We start from the raw sequence: 14,764 nt of genomic DNA on the forward strand, positions 1-14,764 counted from the left end.
ACTGACACCCGCCCGACGCGCCCGAAGGTCCTTATCCGTCCGTCGTCTACCCCCGACCGATGCTGCTGATCCTCTGTGTCGACCTCGACGACGACCTCGGCCGCAAGACCGGCTTCTCGACGCCGGTCATCGGCCGCGAGGCAGTCGAGGAGGCCGCGGTCGCGCTCGCGACCGAGGACCCCGAGGACAGCGACGTCAACGTCCTCTTCCAGGGGGTCCACGTCTACGACGACCTCGCGAGCGAGGGCGAGAGCGTCGAGGTCGCCGCCGTCACCGGCAACGAGGAGGGCGACGTCGCCGCCAACCGCGAGGTCGGCGACGAGGTAGACACCGTCCTCGCGAGCCTCCAAACCGGGGAGGACGTCACCGCGCTCGTCATCACCGACGGCGCCCAGGACGAGTCCGTCCTGCCGGTGATCCGTTCTCGGGTGCCCATCGACGGCGTCCGCCGCGTCGTCGTCCGCCAGGCCCAGAACCTGGAGTCGATCTACTACACGATGAAGCAGGTCCTCGCGGACCCCGAGACCCGGGGGACGATCCTGATCCCGATGGGCATCCTCCTCTTGATCTACCCGCTCGCGCTCGTCGGCGCCGTCTTCAGCCTCCCGGGGCTCGTGATCGGATCGACGGCCGCCCTCCTGGGACTGTACCTCATCTCGCGGGGCCTCGCGCTCGGCGACCGGATCGACGAGGCCGCCGAGGGCGCCCGCCGGTCGCTGTACGCCGGTCGGATGACCCTGATCGCCTACGTCGTCGCCGTCGCCCTGCTGATTCTGGGGGGCGTAAACGGGATGAACGCGGTCTCGGACGTGGGGGCGTCGGCAGGCGCCGCCGACGCCCCGGTGGCGCTCGCGGCGTTCGTCTACGGCGCCGTCCAGTGGGTCGCCGCCGCCGGCGTCACGACCAGCCTGGGCCAGATCACCGACGAGTACATCGCCGACCGCCTCGAGTGGCGCTACCTCAACGCGCCCTTCTACGTGATCGCGATCGCGGTCGTCCTCCACGCGGTGAGCGCGTACTTCCTCGATCTGGCCTCGACGTCGTACCTGGCGACGGCGCTCACGGCGGGCACCGTACTCGGAATCGTGAGCACGCTCGCCTTCGCCGTCGCCGAGTCCCGGCTCTCGGAGGGGGGGCGGCGCGTCGAGGGCGCCTGAACGGTCGCAGAGACCCGATCACGGACTCCGGCGTCCACAGTACTTATGGATCGCTGTCGACTCTTCCGGGGGTATGGAGGGGTTCGGCGACGCCATCGACGGCTACGTCGACGTTGAGGACGGAATGGCGCGATACGTCCTGGCCCGGGCGGAAGAGCAGTTCGCGGACGCGCGGGCCGAAAAGCGCTCGATCGATAGCCGCGAGGAGTTCGAACGGCGCCGCGAGGACGTCCGAGCGGCCTTTCGCTCAAGCATCGGCGGGCTCCCCGACCGGATGGCGGACCCGTCGATCGAGACGACGGGCCGGCTCGACCGGACAGGGTACGCGATCGAATCGGTCGTCTTCGAGAGTCGGCCGGACTTTCACGTGACTGCAAACTGTTACGTTCCCGACGGCCGGGGGCCACATCCCGCAGTTCTCTTTCTCTGTGGCCACGTCGACGACCCGAAGGCGGATCCGTACAACCAGCGGGCCTGCATCGAACTGGCGCGCAACGGGTTCGTCGTTCTCATCGTCGACCCAATCGCTCAGGGCGAGCGCCTCCAGTACCGCGATCCAGAGACCGGCGAGGCTATTGTCGCGGGCGGCGGCGGGGTGTTCGCCCACTGCTATGTGGGCCAGAAGTGTTTCTACGCCGGGGCAAACCTCGCCCGGTACATGATCCATGATGCCCGGTGCGGGCTCGACTACCTCGAGGCGCGAGCCGACGTCGACGGCGACCGGATCGGCGCCACCGGTTCCTCCGGCGGCGGGATCCAGACGCTGTACCTCGCCGCCCTCGACGACCGGGTCGCCGCTGCTGCGCCGTGTTGTTCGGTCACCACGCGCAGGGAGTGGCTGAAGACGGGCAAGCGGATCGACGCCGAACAGTCGATCCCCGCCGCGATCCCCCGAGGAATCGACTACGACGACCTGCTCACGAGGATGGCACCACGGCCGGTCTGCGTTGGCGCCGCCGCCTCGGACGAGTATTTTCCGATCGAGGGCAGCCGGGAAGCGGTCGATCGCACCCGCCGGATCTACGACCTGTACGGCGCCGGGGAACGGGTGAACTTCGTCGTCGCCGACCGTCCCCACTGCTCGGTGTACGAACTCGGCGACGGCGTCCTCGAGTGGCTCTGTGAACGTCTGGGCGACGACGAGTACACCCCCCACGAGGACGTCCCTATCGCCGACCGGACCGAACTGCGGTGTACGCCTGCGGGAAGCGTCCGCGAGGCCTACCCCGACGAGCGGATGATCGACGACCTGATCCGGGAGTACGTCGCGGAAACGACGCCGGGTGGAACGGGATCGGACGACGGCGTCGAATCGGATCCCTCGGGGATGCGAGACGCCGTGATCGAGACGTTCGACCTCGACCGCGAGGGCTGTGAACTCTCGCCGCGGGTCGTCGAGCGAACCACCGTCAAGGGGCTGGACGTCGAACGGCTCTGGTTCAAGACCGAGCGTGATCCAGACGCCGTCGTGGCGGGTGTCCTCGTCTCCGATCCGCGATCGGCGGCCGACGGTCCCGCAGTGGTCCTCTACGAGGGTGGGACGGAGGAACTCCCCGCCCGGAGCGACGACGTCGCGGCTCTCGCGGCGGAGTACGGGGCGGTTCTGGTCTTCGATCCTCGTGGGGTCGGCGCGGTTCGGAACCGAGAGATTCCGATCCCGACCTGGGTCGAGGACTACTACGGGATCTACGGCACCGAGTTCAAACTCGCCTACGACGCCTTGCTGCTCGGGACCTCCCTGCTCGGGATGCGGGTCTACGACGTCATCCGGGCCGCAGAGTTCCTCTGCCAAGAAACCGGCGGCGACCGCGTCTCCTTCGTCGGCGAGGGGACCGGCGCGACCCACGCGCTGTACGCTGCGGCCGCTGCCCGGGACGTAGACCGGGTCGCCCTTCGAGACATGGGCCCGAGCTTCGCTGAGATGGCGACTGATCGAAACCCCCCGTTCCGACCGGAGCTCACCGCGTTTGACGTCGTCAGGACGTGCGACCGAGAGCGGACACTCGCCGCGCTCGCCCGTCGAAACGTAGCCGTCGAGAGCGGCGAGCCATCGGCGTAGGAATCGGGAGAACGCCTAGAACTCGTGTTCGACCTGGTCCTTGTCGGCTTTCTGGATGATGATCTTGTCCTCCCGGACGCGAACGAAGACCTCGTCGCCGATGTCCATCCCCGCGACGGCAAGTTCGTCCTCGTGGAGGTTGAGGTGGACGTTGTGGTAGTCGCCGTCCTCGTCTTTCGCCCCGCTCGGGCTCAACTTCTTTTTCCGTACCATCGCGGTGTTCTATCCCGACCCTCGCCGTAGGATACACTTAAGTGTTTTCTACCCACTGGCGACTGACTCGATCACGTACCGGTCCGATCACCGACGGGTGTCGCGGTTCGACCGGCGCGTCTCCGGCAAGGACCGGCGGCACGATATACTTAAAGATACCGGCGCCGGCGGCCGGTTTCCGGGGATATCTTTATGTCATATCGTGTGCTGAATTGGCACGGAGGCAAAACCATGGTACGAGAAGACGGCAAGCGAAACTTCGCGCTGCGCGAGTCCGACGACGAATCGAGCGTGTTCTCCGGGAACACGCCCCGACAGGCCGCCCTCAAGGCGGCCCGGCGGCTCGAGCCCGGCTCGAGCGAGGACGCCGCCGACCGGACCGAACTGCGGCTCCGGGAGAAAGGCACCGACAAGGTCCACATCTACGACGGCTGGGCCTGGGAGGAGACGGCTCCCGACGACAAACCCGACTGGATGCCCGAGGACATCACCGAGGCCAACGTCTCGAAGAAGGGAATCGAACACCTAGAGGAGTAGCCCGTCCCGTCGTCGGTCGGGTGCGGTGCCCGGCTCGCGAGCCCTCGGCTCGCGACAGTGCCGTCTTCTATCATAGGGTCGGAGACGACGATTTATCGTTCGGTCGTGGTACCGTGTCGCGACGGACGGCGCACTGACTGGTCTCCGACCCTATCAGTCCGAAAAGAGACTCGTGTGGACGGGCGCGAACTCGTCGTCGGGGTCGCGGACGTCCGTGATCGCCCGGCCGGCCAGTCCCTCGGCGAGCAACGCCGAAAGCGGCGGGCCGACCTTCTCGGGTTCGACGAGGAAGGCGTCGTGACCGTGGTCGGAGTCGACCACGTGGTGGGCGACCGAGACGCCGGCCTCGCGACAGGCGTCGGCCAGGGCGTCCGATTGGGCGACCGTAAAGTGCCAGTCGCCGGTAAAGGACAGACAGAGCAGTTCGCCGTCGAACGCCGCCAGCGCGTCGGCATCCGACTCGTAGCCCGCCGAGAGGTCGAAGTCGTCCATCGCCCGCGTCAGGTAGAGGTAGCTGTTGGCGTCGAACCGATCCGTGAAGCTCTCGGCCTGATAGTCGAGATAGGACTCGACCTCACGGTAGGGAAAGAAGGCCGCCGCGGGGTCGGGGGGGTCCTCGCGCGTGGCGTCCCTGCCCGCCGACCGGCGGCCGAACTTCCGGTCCATCGAGGCCTTCGAGAGGTACATCAGGTGGCCGATCTGGCGGGCCCGCGCCAGTCCCGCCTCGGGTTCCGGGCCCCCATAATAGTGGCCGCCGTTCCAGTCGGGGTCGCTCGTGATCGCCCGCCGGGCGATGGCGTCGAGACCGAGACACTGGGCGTCGAGTCGGGCGGCCCCCGCCACCGACGCCGCTCGCTCGACGTCGTCGGGATACCGCCGGAGCCAGTCTAAGACGTTCATCGCGCCGACGCTCCCGCCGACGACGGCGTGGAGCCGGCCGACGCCGAGCTCGTCGAGCAGCTTTCGCTGGGCGCGGGTCCAGTCGCCGACGGTGACGGGCGGGAAGTCGGTGCCGTACGGTTCGCCCGTCTCGGGGTTCTCGCTTGCGGGCCCCGTCGTGCCGTAACAGGAGCCGGGAACGTTCGCACAGACGACGTAGTACTCGGTCGTGTCGATGGCCTTCCCGGGGCCGACGACGTCGCCCCACCAGGCGCGGGCCTGGCCCGCGGTTTCGTCGCCCGCGTCGGGACGGCGCGCGACGTGGGCACTCCCCGTGAGGGCGTGACAGGCAAGCACCGCGTTCTCGCCGTCGAACTCGCCGTAGCTCTCGTAGGCGACCTCGAGTTCGGGGATCGACTCCCCACACTCGAAGGTGAACGCGCCGAGGGAGACGGCGTCCCGCGTCGTCACGGTTCCCCCCGCTCCCCGGACCGCCCCGCGCGTCGCTGGTCCCGCACACTCATACGTGATGTGCATAGAACTCGGTGACAATATAACCCGTAGTTACGGTAAGTTCTGCTCCGACCGTCACTCCGTCGCCGCCGAGATCGCCCGCTCCAAGTCGGCCAGAATATCCGCCGGGTCCTCGATCCCGACCGAGAGTCTGACGAGGTCGGGTGTGACCCCCGCTTCCTCCTGTTCCTCGGGGGTGAGCTGGCCGTGGGTCGTGCTCGCGGGGTGGATCACGAGCGTTTTCGCGTCGCCGATGTTCGCGAGGAACTGGGCGACCTCGACCTCCTCGCAGAACCGCTTGCCGGCATCGTACCCGCCGTCGAGACCGAACGCGATCATCCCGCCGTAGTCGGCGAGGTACTCCGTGGCATTGTCGTGGGTCGGGTGACCCTCGAGTCCGGGATAGGTCACCCACGCCACCTCGTCGTGGTCGGCGAGGTAGTCGGCGACGACTGCGGCGTTCTCGCAGTGCTGGCGCATTCTGAGCGGGAGGGTTTCCAGCCCCTGGAGGGTCTGCCAGGCGTCGAACGGCGACTGCTGGTTGCCGAGACTGCGGAGCGACCGGAAACGGACCGCGGCGGCGAAGGGTGCCTCCGCGAAGTCCCGCGAGAAGTCGACGTCGTGGTAGGCGGGGTTCTGGCCCGCGATCTCCCCGTAGCCGTGATCGCCCCAGGGAAAGGAGCCGCCGTCGACGAGGATGCCGCCGACCGTCGTGCCGGAACCGTGGATCCACTTCGTCGTCGATTCCCAGACGACGTCCGCACCGTGCTCTAGGGGGCGACAGAGCGCGGGCGTCGCGAACGTGTTGTCCACGACGAGGGGAACCCCGTGGCTGTGGGCGATCTCGGCGACCCGTTCGAAGTCCGGCGTCACGAGCGAGGGGTTTCCCACCGTTTCGACGTGGACGAACGCCGTATCCGCATCGATCGCCGCCTCGTAGGCGTCGTACTCGAGGGTCGGGACGAACCGCGTCTCGATCTCCCGGCGGGTGGCGGTCTTCGCGAAGTAGGCGGTCGTTCCGCCGTAGGTGTCCGTCGAGCAGACGACGTTGTCGCCGCCGGCGGCGAGGATCAGCGTCGCCGAGTCGAGGGCGGCCATCCCCGAGGCGGTCGCGACCGCCCCCGGAGCACCCTCGAGGGAGGCCAGTCGGTCCTCCAGGACTTCGACGGTCGGGTTCGAGATCCGCGAGTAGATGTGGCCCTCGCCCTCGAGGGCGTAGAGTTCCGCGGCGCTCGCGGCGTCCTCGAAGCGGTAGGAGGTCGTCTGGTGGATCGGCGGCGCCACCGCGCCGGTCGCCGGATCCGGCCGTTGGCCGGCGTGGACGCTTCGAGTACCGAACCGATCGGAATCGCCGTCGTCCTCCGGGTCGTCGCTCATGTTTTGGACGCATACTCCCGGACACTCATATGACTGCCAGTAACGGCAACGTTGACCGGCCGCGGGTCGATCCTTCACGCCGCCCGGTGTGTCCTCGGACCGACGCGGACCACGGCCGCGCCGAAGATGAACGGACGCCTTCATGTCGCTCCGAGCCCAACCGACGGACGTGTACTCGAGGGAACGAAACGACCGCGACCGTGCCCTGCTGGCGGCGGTCGTCTTCGCCGTCCTCTTCTCCCAGCTCCTGTTGTATCCCGGCGTCTCGACGCTCGTCGAGGCCCTCGGCGCGGATCCCGGCGCCTCGGCCTTGATGGGGACGGCCCTCGAGGCGAGCATGTGGTTCGTCGTCGCGGAGTTCGTCGGCTACGTCGCGTTCGTCGGCGTCTGGGGCGTCGCGAGCGACGCCGCCGGCCGCCGGACCCCCTTCATCGTCGCCGGGGCGCTCGCGGGCGCGGCCGGCTACGCCGCGCTCGCAGCCGTCCCCGCGGTCGGATCTCTCCCCTTCGAGGCCGTCCTCCTCCTGCGAATCTGCCAGGGTGCGATGACCATCGGCCCGTTCTCGCTGACGATGACGATGCTGATGGACCTAGAGGGCGGTCACGGCCGGAACATGGGTGCGGCGGGGATCGCCATCGGACTGGGCGCCGCCCTCGGCGCGCCGATGGGCGGCGCGCTCACGGAGGTCGATCCGATCGCCCCGCTCGCGGTCGCCGCCGCCCTGCTCGTCTGCGTGGGCGGGCTCGTCACCCGCGTCCCCGACCGATCACCCGGTTCCCGGCGCACCCCGCAGGCGGTCGTCGCGGGGGTCCGGCGAACCCCTCAGCTCCTCCTTCCCTACGCCTTCGGTCTGATCGACCGACTCACCGCGGGCTTTTTCGCGCTCGTCGGCACCCTCTACTTCCAGGCCACGTTCGACGTCGGCCCCGCGACGACGGGGCTCTTGCTCGCCTGTTTTTTCGCCCCCTTCGCCCTGCTCCAGTACCCGATGGGAGCCCTCTCCGATCGGATCGGACGGGTGCCCCCGATCGTCGTCGGCTCGGTCTGCTACGGCGTCGGCATCCTCGCGGTCGGCGCCGCGCCCACGGTCGGGCTCGCAGCCGCGGCGATGGTCGTCGTCGGCGTCCTCGGCGCGATGGTCTCTCCCGCGACGATGGCGCTGGTCACCGATCTCGCGGCCAACGACGAACGGGGGATCGCGATGGCCGGCTTCAACGTCGCCGGCAGCCTCGGCTTCCTCGCGGGCTTCCTGATCGGGGGGACCGTCGCCGAGGCCTACGGCTACGGGCTGGCTTTCCTCGTCGTCGGCGGCTTAGAGGTTGCCATCGCGGTCATCGCCGCCCCGGTCCTGCTCCGACTCTCGATCGAGGACGGGAGCCGCTTTCTCTCGCGGGCCGACGACTCTTGAAAGGGTCTCTGGCTCCCACTCGACGGACGAGTCGTCGCCGCTCGCGTGTCGCTTCGCTCCCGCTCGCAGTTTTGAGGACGCTCCAACCGGTCGCGTCCTCGCCTACGGCGACAAACGCTGCCGGTCCGGCGAGACTCGTTTCACTCGCCTCGCTGGCTCTCAGAGACCTCGTCCTACGGACTCAGTCTCTGCCGGTCTCGCGGGAAGAGAACGGCCTCCCGGATGTTGTCGAGGTCGAGCATCGTCATCAGCAGGCGCTCGCCACCGAGGCCCCAGCCGGCGTGGGGGGGCATCCCGTACTTGAACATCTTCGTGTAGTACTCGAACTGGGCGGGGTCGAGGCCCTGCTGTTCGAACCCCTCCACTAAGTTCTCGTAGCGGTGTTCGCGCTGTCCACCGGAAACGAGCTCCATCCGGGGGTGCATCAGGTCGAACCCCGTCGAGAGGTCGTCGTCCTGGTCCATGATGTAGAAGGGCTTGATCTCGCTGGGCCAGTCGGTGACGAAGTAGTGGCCGCCGACGTCGCTCCCTAGCGCCTTCTCGGCCTCCGTCGAGAGGTCGTCGCCCCACACCAGCTGGTCGTCGAGTTCGCCCGTCGCGTTGACCCGCTCGATCGCCTCCTCGTAGGAGAGGCGGGGGAACTCGCCGTCGGGAACCGAAAACTCGCTGTCGCCCTCCTCGCCGAGCCCGAGCGTCTCGAGTTCGTCGGCCGACTCCTCGCTCACGGCCTCGTAGGCGGCCTTCACGACGCCCTCGACGACGTCCATCGCGTCGTGGTGGTCACAGAAGGCACCCTCGAAGTCGATCGAGGTCGCCTCGTTGAGATGGCGGGGCGTGTTGTGCTCCTCGGCCCGGAAGATCGGGCCGATCTCGAACACCCGCTCCAGGTTCGAGCCCGCGGTCAGCTGTTTGAACAGCTGGGGGCTCTGGTTCATGAAGGCCTCGCGGCCGAAGTAGGTGATCGGGAACAGCTCGGTCCCACCTTCGGTCCCGGTGGCGACGATCTTCGGCGTGTTGATCTCCGTACAGCCGACCTCGTGGAACTCCTCGCGCACGGCTCGAAGCATCGTTGAGCGGATCTCGAAGATCGCCTGGACCTCCGCCTTCCGGAGGTCGAGCGTGCGGTTGTCCAGCCGGGTCGGGAGTTCGGCGTCCACCTTCCCCGAGGGGTCGAGGGGGAGTTCGGGGTCTGCGGGCGCGATGACTTCGACCGAGTCGGGGGTGATCTCGACGCCCGTCGGCGCGCGCGGTTCCTCCTCGACGGCTCCCGAGACGCTGATGACGCTCTCGCGGGCGGCCTCGAGGCCGGTCTCGACGAGCTCGTCGTCCATCTCGTCTTTCTCGAACTTGATCTGGATCCGCCCGGTGGCGTCCCGGAGGATCAGGAAGGCGATCCCGCCCAGGTCGCGGACCTCGTGGACCCAGCCGGCGACGGTGACCTCGTCGCCCGGCTCGGCCTCTGCAGTATGGGTTCTGTCCTGCATACCCCACGGTTCTCGCAGCCGGAACTTAAGGGCAGCCGTTCTCCGTCAGGGCCTCTCACCCGCGGAGCGCGACGGCGACGAGGACGACCGCGCCGACGCCGATCCCGACGGCGACCGCCGCGAAGCGGGGGCCGCCCAGCGTCGCCTCGACGACGGCGTACCGGTGGAGCGCGATCGCCGCCCCGGCGACCGCGCCCGCGCCCAGCAGCGTCGCCCCGCCGTGGACGAGCTCCGCCCGGAGCGTCGCGGCGCCCGCACCGAGTTCGGTCCGGAGTTCGCTCCCGTACTCCCCGGCGTCCCAGACGACGAACGCCGCTGTGGCGGTCAGCACCGCCGCCTCGAGCCGGGAGACGACGATAAGGGCGGCCGCGAGCGCGAAGACCGAACCCGCGGCGAGGGCGGCGCCGATCGCCCGCGGGGGGAGCACCCGGGCCGCCCGGAGCCCGCTCGCGAGCGCGAGGGTCGCGACGAGCGTGACCAATGCGACCCCGAGGGCGAAGGAGACGAGCGCGAACGGCGCCATCGCGAGCAGGACATCCACGATCCAGGCGGGGAACAGATCGCTTCCGGCCTCGCGGAGCCGGGCGACGGTCCCCGGGTCCGCGAGCGCCCGGGCCAGCGCCAGCGTCACGGCCGCGCCGCCGGCGACGGGGGCGAGTGCCCCCGCCAGCGAGACCGCCGGCCCCCGTCGAAACGCCGACCGAAGCCGGGCGATCGCGAGGGCGGCCAGCCCCAGGACGATCGTCGCGAGCAGGAGCGCCCGGAGCGCGGGTGCCCTGACGAGGGCGACGATCGCGGCGGCGACCCCCGGCGGGAGGTAGGCCTGGAGCCGAGTCGGGGAGGCGAACCCGCCGGCGAGGGCGGAGGGAACCAGCAGGGTCGCGAGCGCGGCCAGCGCCGCGAGCCAGGCGCCGGCGCGCAGGAGCGTCCGGAGGGAGCCCCCGGTCGCCGAGAGGGCGCCACGGCGGTCGGGCGGGAGAACGCGTTCGGGAGGGAACGCGGCGAGCGCCCGGCCGACGACGACCGCAGTGACGACGGCGAGGGCGAGGAAGGTAAGCGTCGCCCACGACCCCGTCGGCGCGACGAGGACGCCGTAGAGCGCCGAGAGCATCGCACGGGCGGCCACCCAGCCCTGCTCGCGGACCGCCGGGTCCGGGAGGATCCGGAGGGCGACGATGCCTGCAACTCCGACGCCCACCAGCACGGAACCGACCGCCGCCCGGCGGACGCCGCCGTTCCCCGCCGCCGGCCAGGCGACGGCCGCCGCCCCGAACCCCGCGTAGACCAGCGCCCAGAGCGCGACCGCCGCGAACAGTCCGGATCCCGCGAGCCCGACGCCGAACGCGAGCGCGACCGTCGCCGGGATCCCGACGAGGGTCGCCGCGGGAACCGCGAGCACCCCGCCCACGGCCCTGACGACCGGCCGCCGGCTCGCGAGGGGCACCGCCGCGACGACGCAGGCGACCCCCGAGAGGGCCGCGACGACGCCCAGCCGGGGGCCGACGAGCGCGCTCCCGGCGGCGACCGCGACCGCGAGCGCGAGGATCGCGGCGGCGCGCTCGCTCGCCGTCGTCGTTTCGAGCACTCGGTCGAGCGCCCGTCGCCCGGCGGCCGCGCCCGCCCGTGCCCCGCTCTCGACGCGCTCCGTGACCTCCGCTGACCGGCCGCCGTCGTCGCCTCCCGCCGGGTGCTCGGAGCTCATCGCCCACCCCCGCGGAGCGCCCGCGCCAGATCGACCGCGAGGGGATCCGCGAGATCCCAGTCCACGACGGTCGCCCCGCGGGCGCGACAGGCCGCCATCCGGTTTTCGCGCTCGAGCCCGGCGACTCTCGCGCCCAGCCCCTTTCGGCTTGCGGAGCCGATTCCGGCCACCGCGGTCGTCATGTCGGGCGCGACGACGGTGACGACCCGCCCGTGCGAGCGGAGCCGGCGGACGACCTCGACGCTCCCCGCGTCGGAAAGCGGGGTACAGAGGACGACCTGGGCGTCGGCCGGGAGCCGGGCGGCGAGATCGGAGACGAGGGCGGCCACCGATGGGTCGTCGTCCCCGTCGCCATCGTCCCGGCCGTCCGTGTCGCTGCCGCCGGCACTGGCTCCCTCCCCGGCGCCGTCGGCGACGGCAGCCGGCCGATCCAGGTCCGCCATGGCCTCGTCCGTCCGTTCCCGGAGCCCGCCGCCGGTCCCCGGCTCGACCGCGAGGTCGCCCGCGAGGGCGGCGAACCCGGTCCGGTTGCCCTCCTCGAGGGAGGCGACGATCCCCCGAGAGGCGGCGTAGAGGCAGAGATCGAAGGAGTCGGGGCCGCCCCGTGGCCCCCGCCGGTGGACGCCCGGCCGGTCGTCCACGACGAAGACGGTCGTCACCCCCCGCTCCTCGCGGTACTCGACGGTCGCGAGCTCGCCGGTGCGGGCCAAGCGATGCCAGTCGATCCGGTTGATCGGGTCGCCCGGGCGGTACTCCCTGGTCGTGTAGAACTCGACGCCGCTGCCCCCGCCGTCGGTCGGCGTCCGGCCGACGAAGCGGACGGTTCGCTCGCGGAACGGAAACGAGTCCAGCAGCGTCTCGCAGGTGACGGCGTCGTCGCCCGCGGTCTCGACGGTTTCGGTCGTCCGAACGCTCGCGACGGCGTTTCGCGTCCGGACCGTCGCCTCGCCGAAGGCGTGACGACCCCGCGGGGGCGCGATCTCGTAGCTGTGGACGGCCTCCTCGTCGGGGCGGATCGCCGTCGCGAGCGCGGGGGTCCCGGAGACGACCGCCGCGCCAGCGGGCGGCTCGTCGGCGATCCTGACGTCGGGGTGGGTCCGCTCGCCCGCGTTCCGGATCTCGAGGGTGACCTCCACGGGCTTGCCTGGCCTGGGCCGGTCGGTCGAGAGCGTCCGTTCGAGTTCTATCTCTCCGGCGGGTTCGCCACCCAGCGAGGACAGGAGGACGACCCCGAGCGAAACCGTCGCGAGCGCGAAGAAGCCGGGACGCCCGAAGGCGACGGCGAGCCCGCAGGCGACCAGCGCGGCGACGAGCCCGATCCGGTGTCTGCCGACGCGCTCGACTACCACGCCGATACCCCCTCACCGTCGGCGTCCTCCCGGTCGGGCCGGGAACTGGGCTCGGGTTCGGGGACCCCGAACGCCGCCGGCTCGGTCTGGACCGCCTCGATCGCCTCCACCGTCGCCCGGAGGCTCCGCCGGTAGGGGTCCTCGGCGGTGAACAGGTCGTAGAGCCAGACCGAAAGCGGGAGCGAGGGCTCCCCGAGGAAGGCCGCGGCCCGCGGCTCGTCGGTCCACTCGCCCCGTTCGACGGCCTCCCGGGCGCCCGCCTCGCCGATGCCCTCCCGGCGGGCGTAGGCGTCGGCCGCGACCGGCCGGAGGCGCTCGACGACCGTCTCCCGGGCGGCCGACCGCGCCGCGCCCCCCCTCGCCTCGTAGTCGGTCGCCCGCCGGACCGCGACCTCGAGGCCGCCCCCGACGACCGGACGCTCTCCTTCCCGGTCGCCCGGGTGTTCGCCGTCGGCCTCGTCCGCCGGGACGGCCGACCGGCCGAGGGGCGCCGCGCTCTCCGCGCGATACCGGCCGACGGCGACGAGCAGGGGAACAAGGACGGTGAGCGTCCCGATCAGGGCGAGCAGCGCCCGTCCGGGATCGACCCGCTTTCCCACGGCGACCAGCGCCGGGAACTCGTCGGTCACCGTGTCCGGGCGGGTCGCGACGAAGATCCCGGCCGCGAGCAAGAGGAGGCCCGCGACCGTCACCGCCCCGAGACGTATCGTGGTCCGGGTCACTCCTCGCCTCGCCCCTCGAGTTCCTCGCTCGCCTCGCTCACCCGCTCGACGCGCTCCTCGGCGTCCCCGCCGCCGTACTCGACGTCCCGGAAGGCGTCGGTGATCGTCGCGACCGGCTCGCGGGGGGCCCCCGACTCGACCGCCCGCCGGGCGACGTCGCCCGGCGTCGCGATCCGCGTCCGGGACAGCGACGAGGCCGCGACGACGGCCGCGAAAGCCTCCCGGATCCGCCCGCGGGCGGCCGAGGGCGCCTCGTCGCCGGCAGGGGTGTCCCCGGCTGGGGCTCCGGGGGACTCGCCTCCGGAGTCGCCCGGCCCGCCAAGCCGGGTCCGGATCGCGGCGAGCGCCCCGGCGACCGCCCCTGCGAGGGCGGCGGGAAGCTCCCTAAGCGGGAGGTCGCCGACGGTCGCCACCAGTGCCTCGAGCCGCCGCGAGGCCGCGACCACCGCGCCCAGCAGGGCGGAGACGACCAGCCCGGGGAGCGACCGGGCGTCGGCTCCCCCCTGGAGGGCGGCCCCGACGGCGAGCGCGAGGAGCGCGGCGAACGCCGCGGCGACGGTCGTCCCTCCACCGGGGATCGCCTCGAAGAGGCCCGATTCGGACCCCGAACTGCCCGCGCCCGCCCCGCTGGCGGCGTCGCCGGCCTCGCTCTCTGACTCGTCCCCGACGTCGGGGTCCTCGCCTGGCTCGGTCGCCCCCTCGTCGAGTTCGCCGTCGATCCCCTCGAGATCCTCCGCGTCGGGGGCGGTCCCCGAGCTCCCCTCGCCCTCCGGTGCGGATTCGGACGCGAGATCGCCGAGCTCGCCGCCCAGCGAGCCCAATCCGGGCGGGACGCCGAGGTCGCCCTCGCGTTCCCCGGCTCGCCGCTGGCCCTGGCCGTAGCCCTCAAGGTCCTCGACGCCCTCGACGTCCTCCTCGCGGATGGCGTCGGCGGGAAGCTCCTCGCCGGCGCCGCCGACGGTCGCGAACACCGCGGCGACGCCCAGCAGCGCCGTGCCGGCCTCGCTGTCGCCGATCCCCTCGCGGATCGCCTCGACGCTCTCCTCGTCGGGGTCGGCGCCCGCGGGCGCGGCGCCGGGGTCGTCGGCCACGGCACTGGCGGCGGCGCCGCCGGCCGCGCCCGCGGTTTCGGGATCGGTCCGTTCGATCGCCTCCTCGCCGGCTCCGCCGGCGTCGGCGCTGTCCTCTAAGCTGCCGCCGGCCGGCGCCTCGCCCGTCAGCATCGGCAGGGCCGTCGCCGCGAGGGCGAGTCCGCCGATGGCGACCAGGAGGGCGACGGCCGGGAGCAGCCGGCTCCCGGCACGGGAGTCTCTCGGCATTGCCAGGGTATACTGTCAGTCGCTACTTACAGTTTGTCGTCGCCC

12 protein-coding genes are annotated in these 14,764 nt (G+C 71.4%); 4 read left to right on the top strand and 8 right to left on the bottom strand.

What is annotated here, in order from left to right; all coding sequences use genetic code 11:
• The first annotated feature begins 59 nt into the window (after positions 1–59).
• Together DVH23_RS08105 and DVH23_RS08110 are read left to right on the top strand one after the other, a co-directional pair.
• Positions 60–1,157 carry a DUF373 family protein gene (locus tag DVH23_RS08105; RefSeq protein WP_114576934.1) on the top strand — a complete coding sequence of 366 codons (1,098 nt, stop codon included), beginning with the start codon at positions 60–62 and terminating at the stop codon, positions 1,155–1,157.
• Between the two features lie 73 nt (positions 1,158–1,230).
• Positions 1,231–3,216, top strand: a complete 1,986-nt coding sequence (locus tag DVH23_RS08110; protein ID WP_114576935.1) for a S9 family peptidase — start codon at positions 1,231–1,233, stop codon at positions 3,214–3,216.
• 15 nt (positions 3,217–3,231) lie between these two features.
• Here the strand turns inward: DVH23_RS08110 and DVH23_RS08115 are convergent, their stop codons facing one another.
• Positions 3,232–3,429, bottom strand: a complete 198-nt coding sequence (locus tag DVH23_RS08115) for a hypothetical protein (RefSeq protein ID WP_114576936.1) — start codon at positions 3,427–3,429, stop codon at positions 3,232–3,234.
• Between the two features lie 231 nt (positions 3,430–3,660).
• On the opposite strand from DVH23_RS08115, the gene DVH23_RS08120 reads away from it, so the two are divergent.
• Positions 3,661–3,966 carry a non-histone chromosomal MC1 family protein gene (locus DVH23_RS08120; RefSeq protein WP_114576937.1) on the top strand — a complete coding sequence of 102 codons (306 nt, stop codon included), beginning with the start codon at positions 3,661–3,663 and terminating at the stop codon, positions 3,964–3,966.
• A 153-nt stretch (positions 3,967–4,119) separates the two neighbouring features.
• On the opposite strand, the gene metX is transcribed toward DVH23_RS08120, so the two are convergent.
• Both metX and DVH23_RS08130 read right to left on the bottom strand, forming a co-directional pair.
• A complete protein-coding gene (gene metX, locus DVH23_RS08125; protein WP_114577061.1) occupies positions 4,120–5,316 on the bottom strand; it encodes a homoserine O-acetyltransferase in 1,197 nt (398 codons plus the stop codon).
• 117 nt (positions 5,317–5,433) lie between these two features.
• Positions 5,434–6,735, bottom strand: a complete 1,302-nt coding sequence (locus tag DVH23_RS08130; RefSeq protein WP_114576938.1) for an O-acetylhomoserine aminocarboxypropyltransferase/cysteine synthase family protein — start codon at positions 6,733–6,735, stop codon at positions 5,434–5,436.
• A 142-nt stretch (positions 6,736–6,877) separates the two neighbouring features.
• Between DVH23_RS08130 and DVH23_RS08135 the strand changes: the two genes are divergently transcribed.
• Positions 6,878–8,143, top strand: coding sequence for an MFS transporter (locus DVH23_RS08135; protein WP_114576939.1), 1,266 nt, complete (start codon positions 6,878–6,880; stop codon positions 8,141–8,143).
• A gap of 173 nt (positions 8,144–8,316) precedes the next feature.
• On the opposite strand, the gene aspS is transcribed toward DVH23_RS08135, so the two are convergent.
• From aspS to DVH23_RS08160, 5 genes are read right to left on the bottom strand one after another with little or no spacing between them, the layout of a single operon-like run.
• Positions 8,317–9,627, bottom strand: coding sequence for an aspartate--tRNA(Asn) ligase (gene aspS, locus DVH23_RS08140; RefSeq protein ID WP_114576940.1), 1,311 nt, complete (start codon positions 9,625–9,627; stop codon positions 8,317–8,319).
• Between the two features lie 55 nt (positions 9,628–9,682).
• Positions 9,683–11,329 carry a hypothetical protein gene (locus DVH23_RS08145; RefSeq protein WP_114576941.1) on the bottom strand — a complete coding sequence of 549 codons (1,647 nt, stop codon included), beginning with the start codon at positions 11,327–11,329 and terminating at the stop codon, positions 9,683–9,685.
• Positions 11,326–12,678, bottom strand: a complete 1,353-nt coding sequence (locus tag DVH23_RS08150) for a DUF58 domain-containing protein (RefSeq protein ID WP_114576942.1) — start codon at positions 12,676–12,678, stop codon at positions 11,326–11,328. The genes DVH23_RS08145 and DVH23_RS08150 overlap by 4 nt, the downstream gene beginning before the upstream one ends.
• Positions 12,672–13,400 carry a hypothetical protein gene (locus DVH23_RS08155; RefSeq protein WP_157972361.1) on the bottom strand — a complete coding sequence of 243 codons (729 nt, stop codon included), beginning with the start codon at positions 13,398–13,400 and terminating at the stop codon, positions 12,672–12,674. Before DVH23_RS08155 ends, DVH23_RS08150 begins: the two co-directional genes overlap by 7 nt.
• Positions 13,397–14,719: a DUF4129 domain-containing protein gene (locus DVH23_RS08160; RefSeq protein WP_114576944.1), complete on the bottom strand. Its 1,323-nt coding sequence runs from the start codon at positions 14,717–14,719 to the stop codon at positions 13,397–13,399. Before DVH23_RS08160 ends, DVH23_RS08155 begins: the two co-directional genes overlap by 4 nt.
• Between the last annotated feature and the right edge of the window lie 45 nt (positions 14,720–14,764).

Source organism: Saliphagus sp. LR7 (assembly GCF_003344565.1).
In the GTDB taxonomy this organism is placed as follows: Archaea; Halobacteriota; Halobacteria; order Halobacteriales; family Natrialbaceae; genus Saliphagus; species Saliphagus infecundisoli.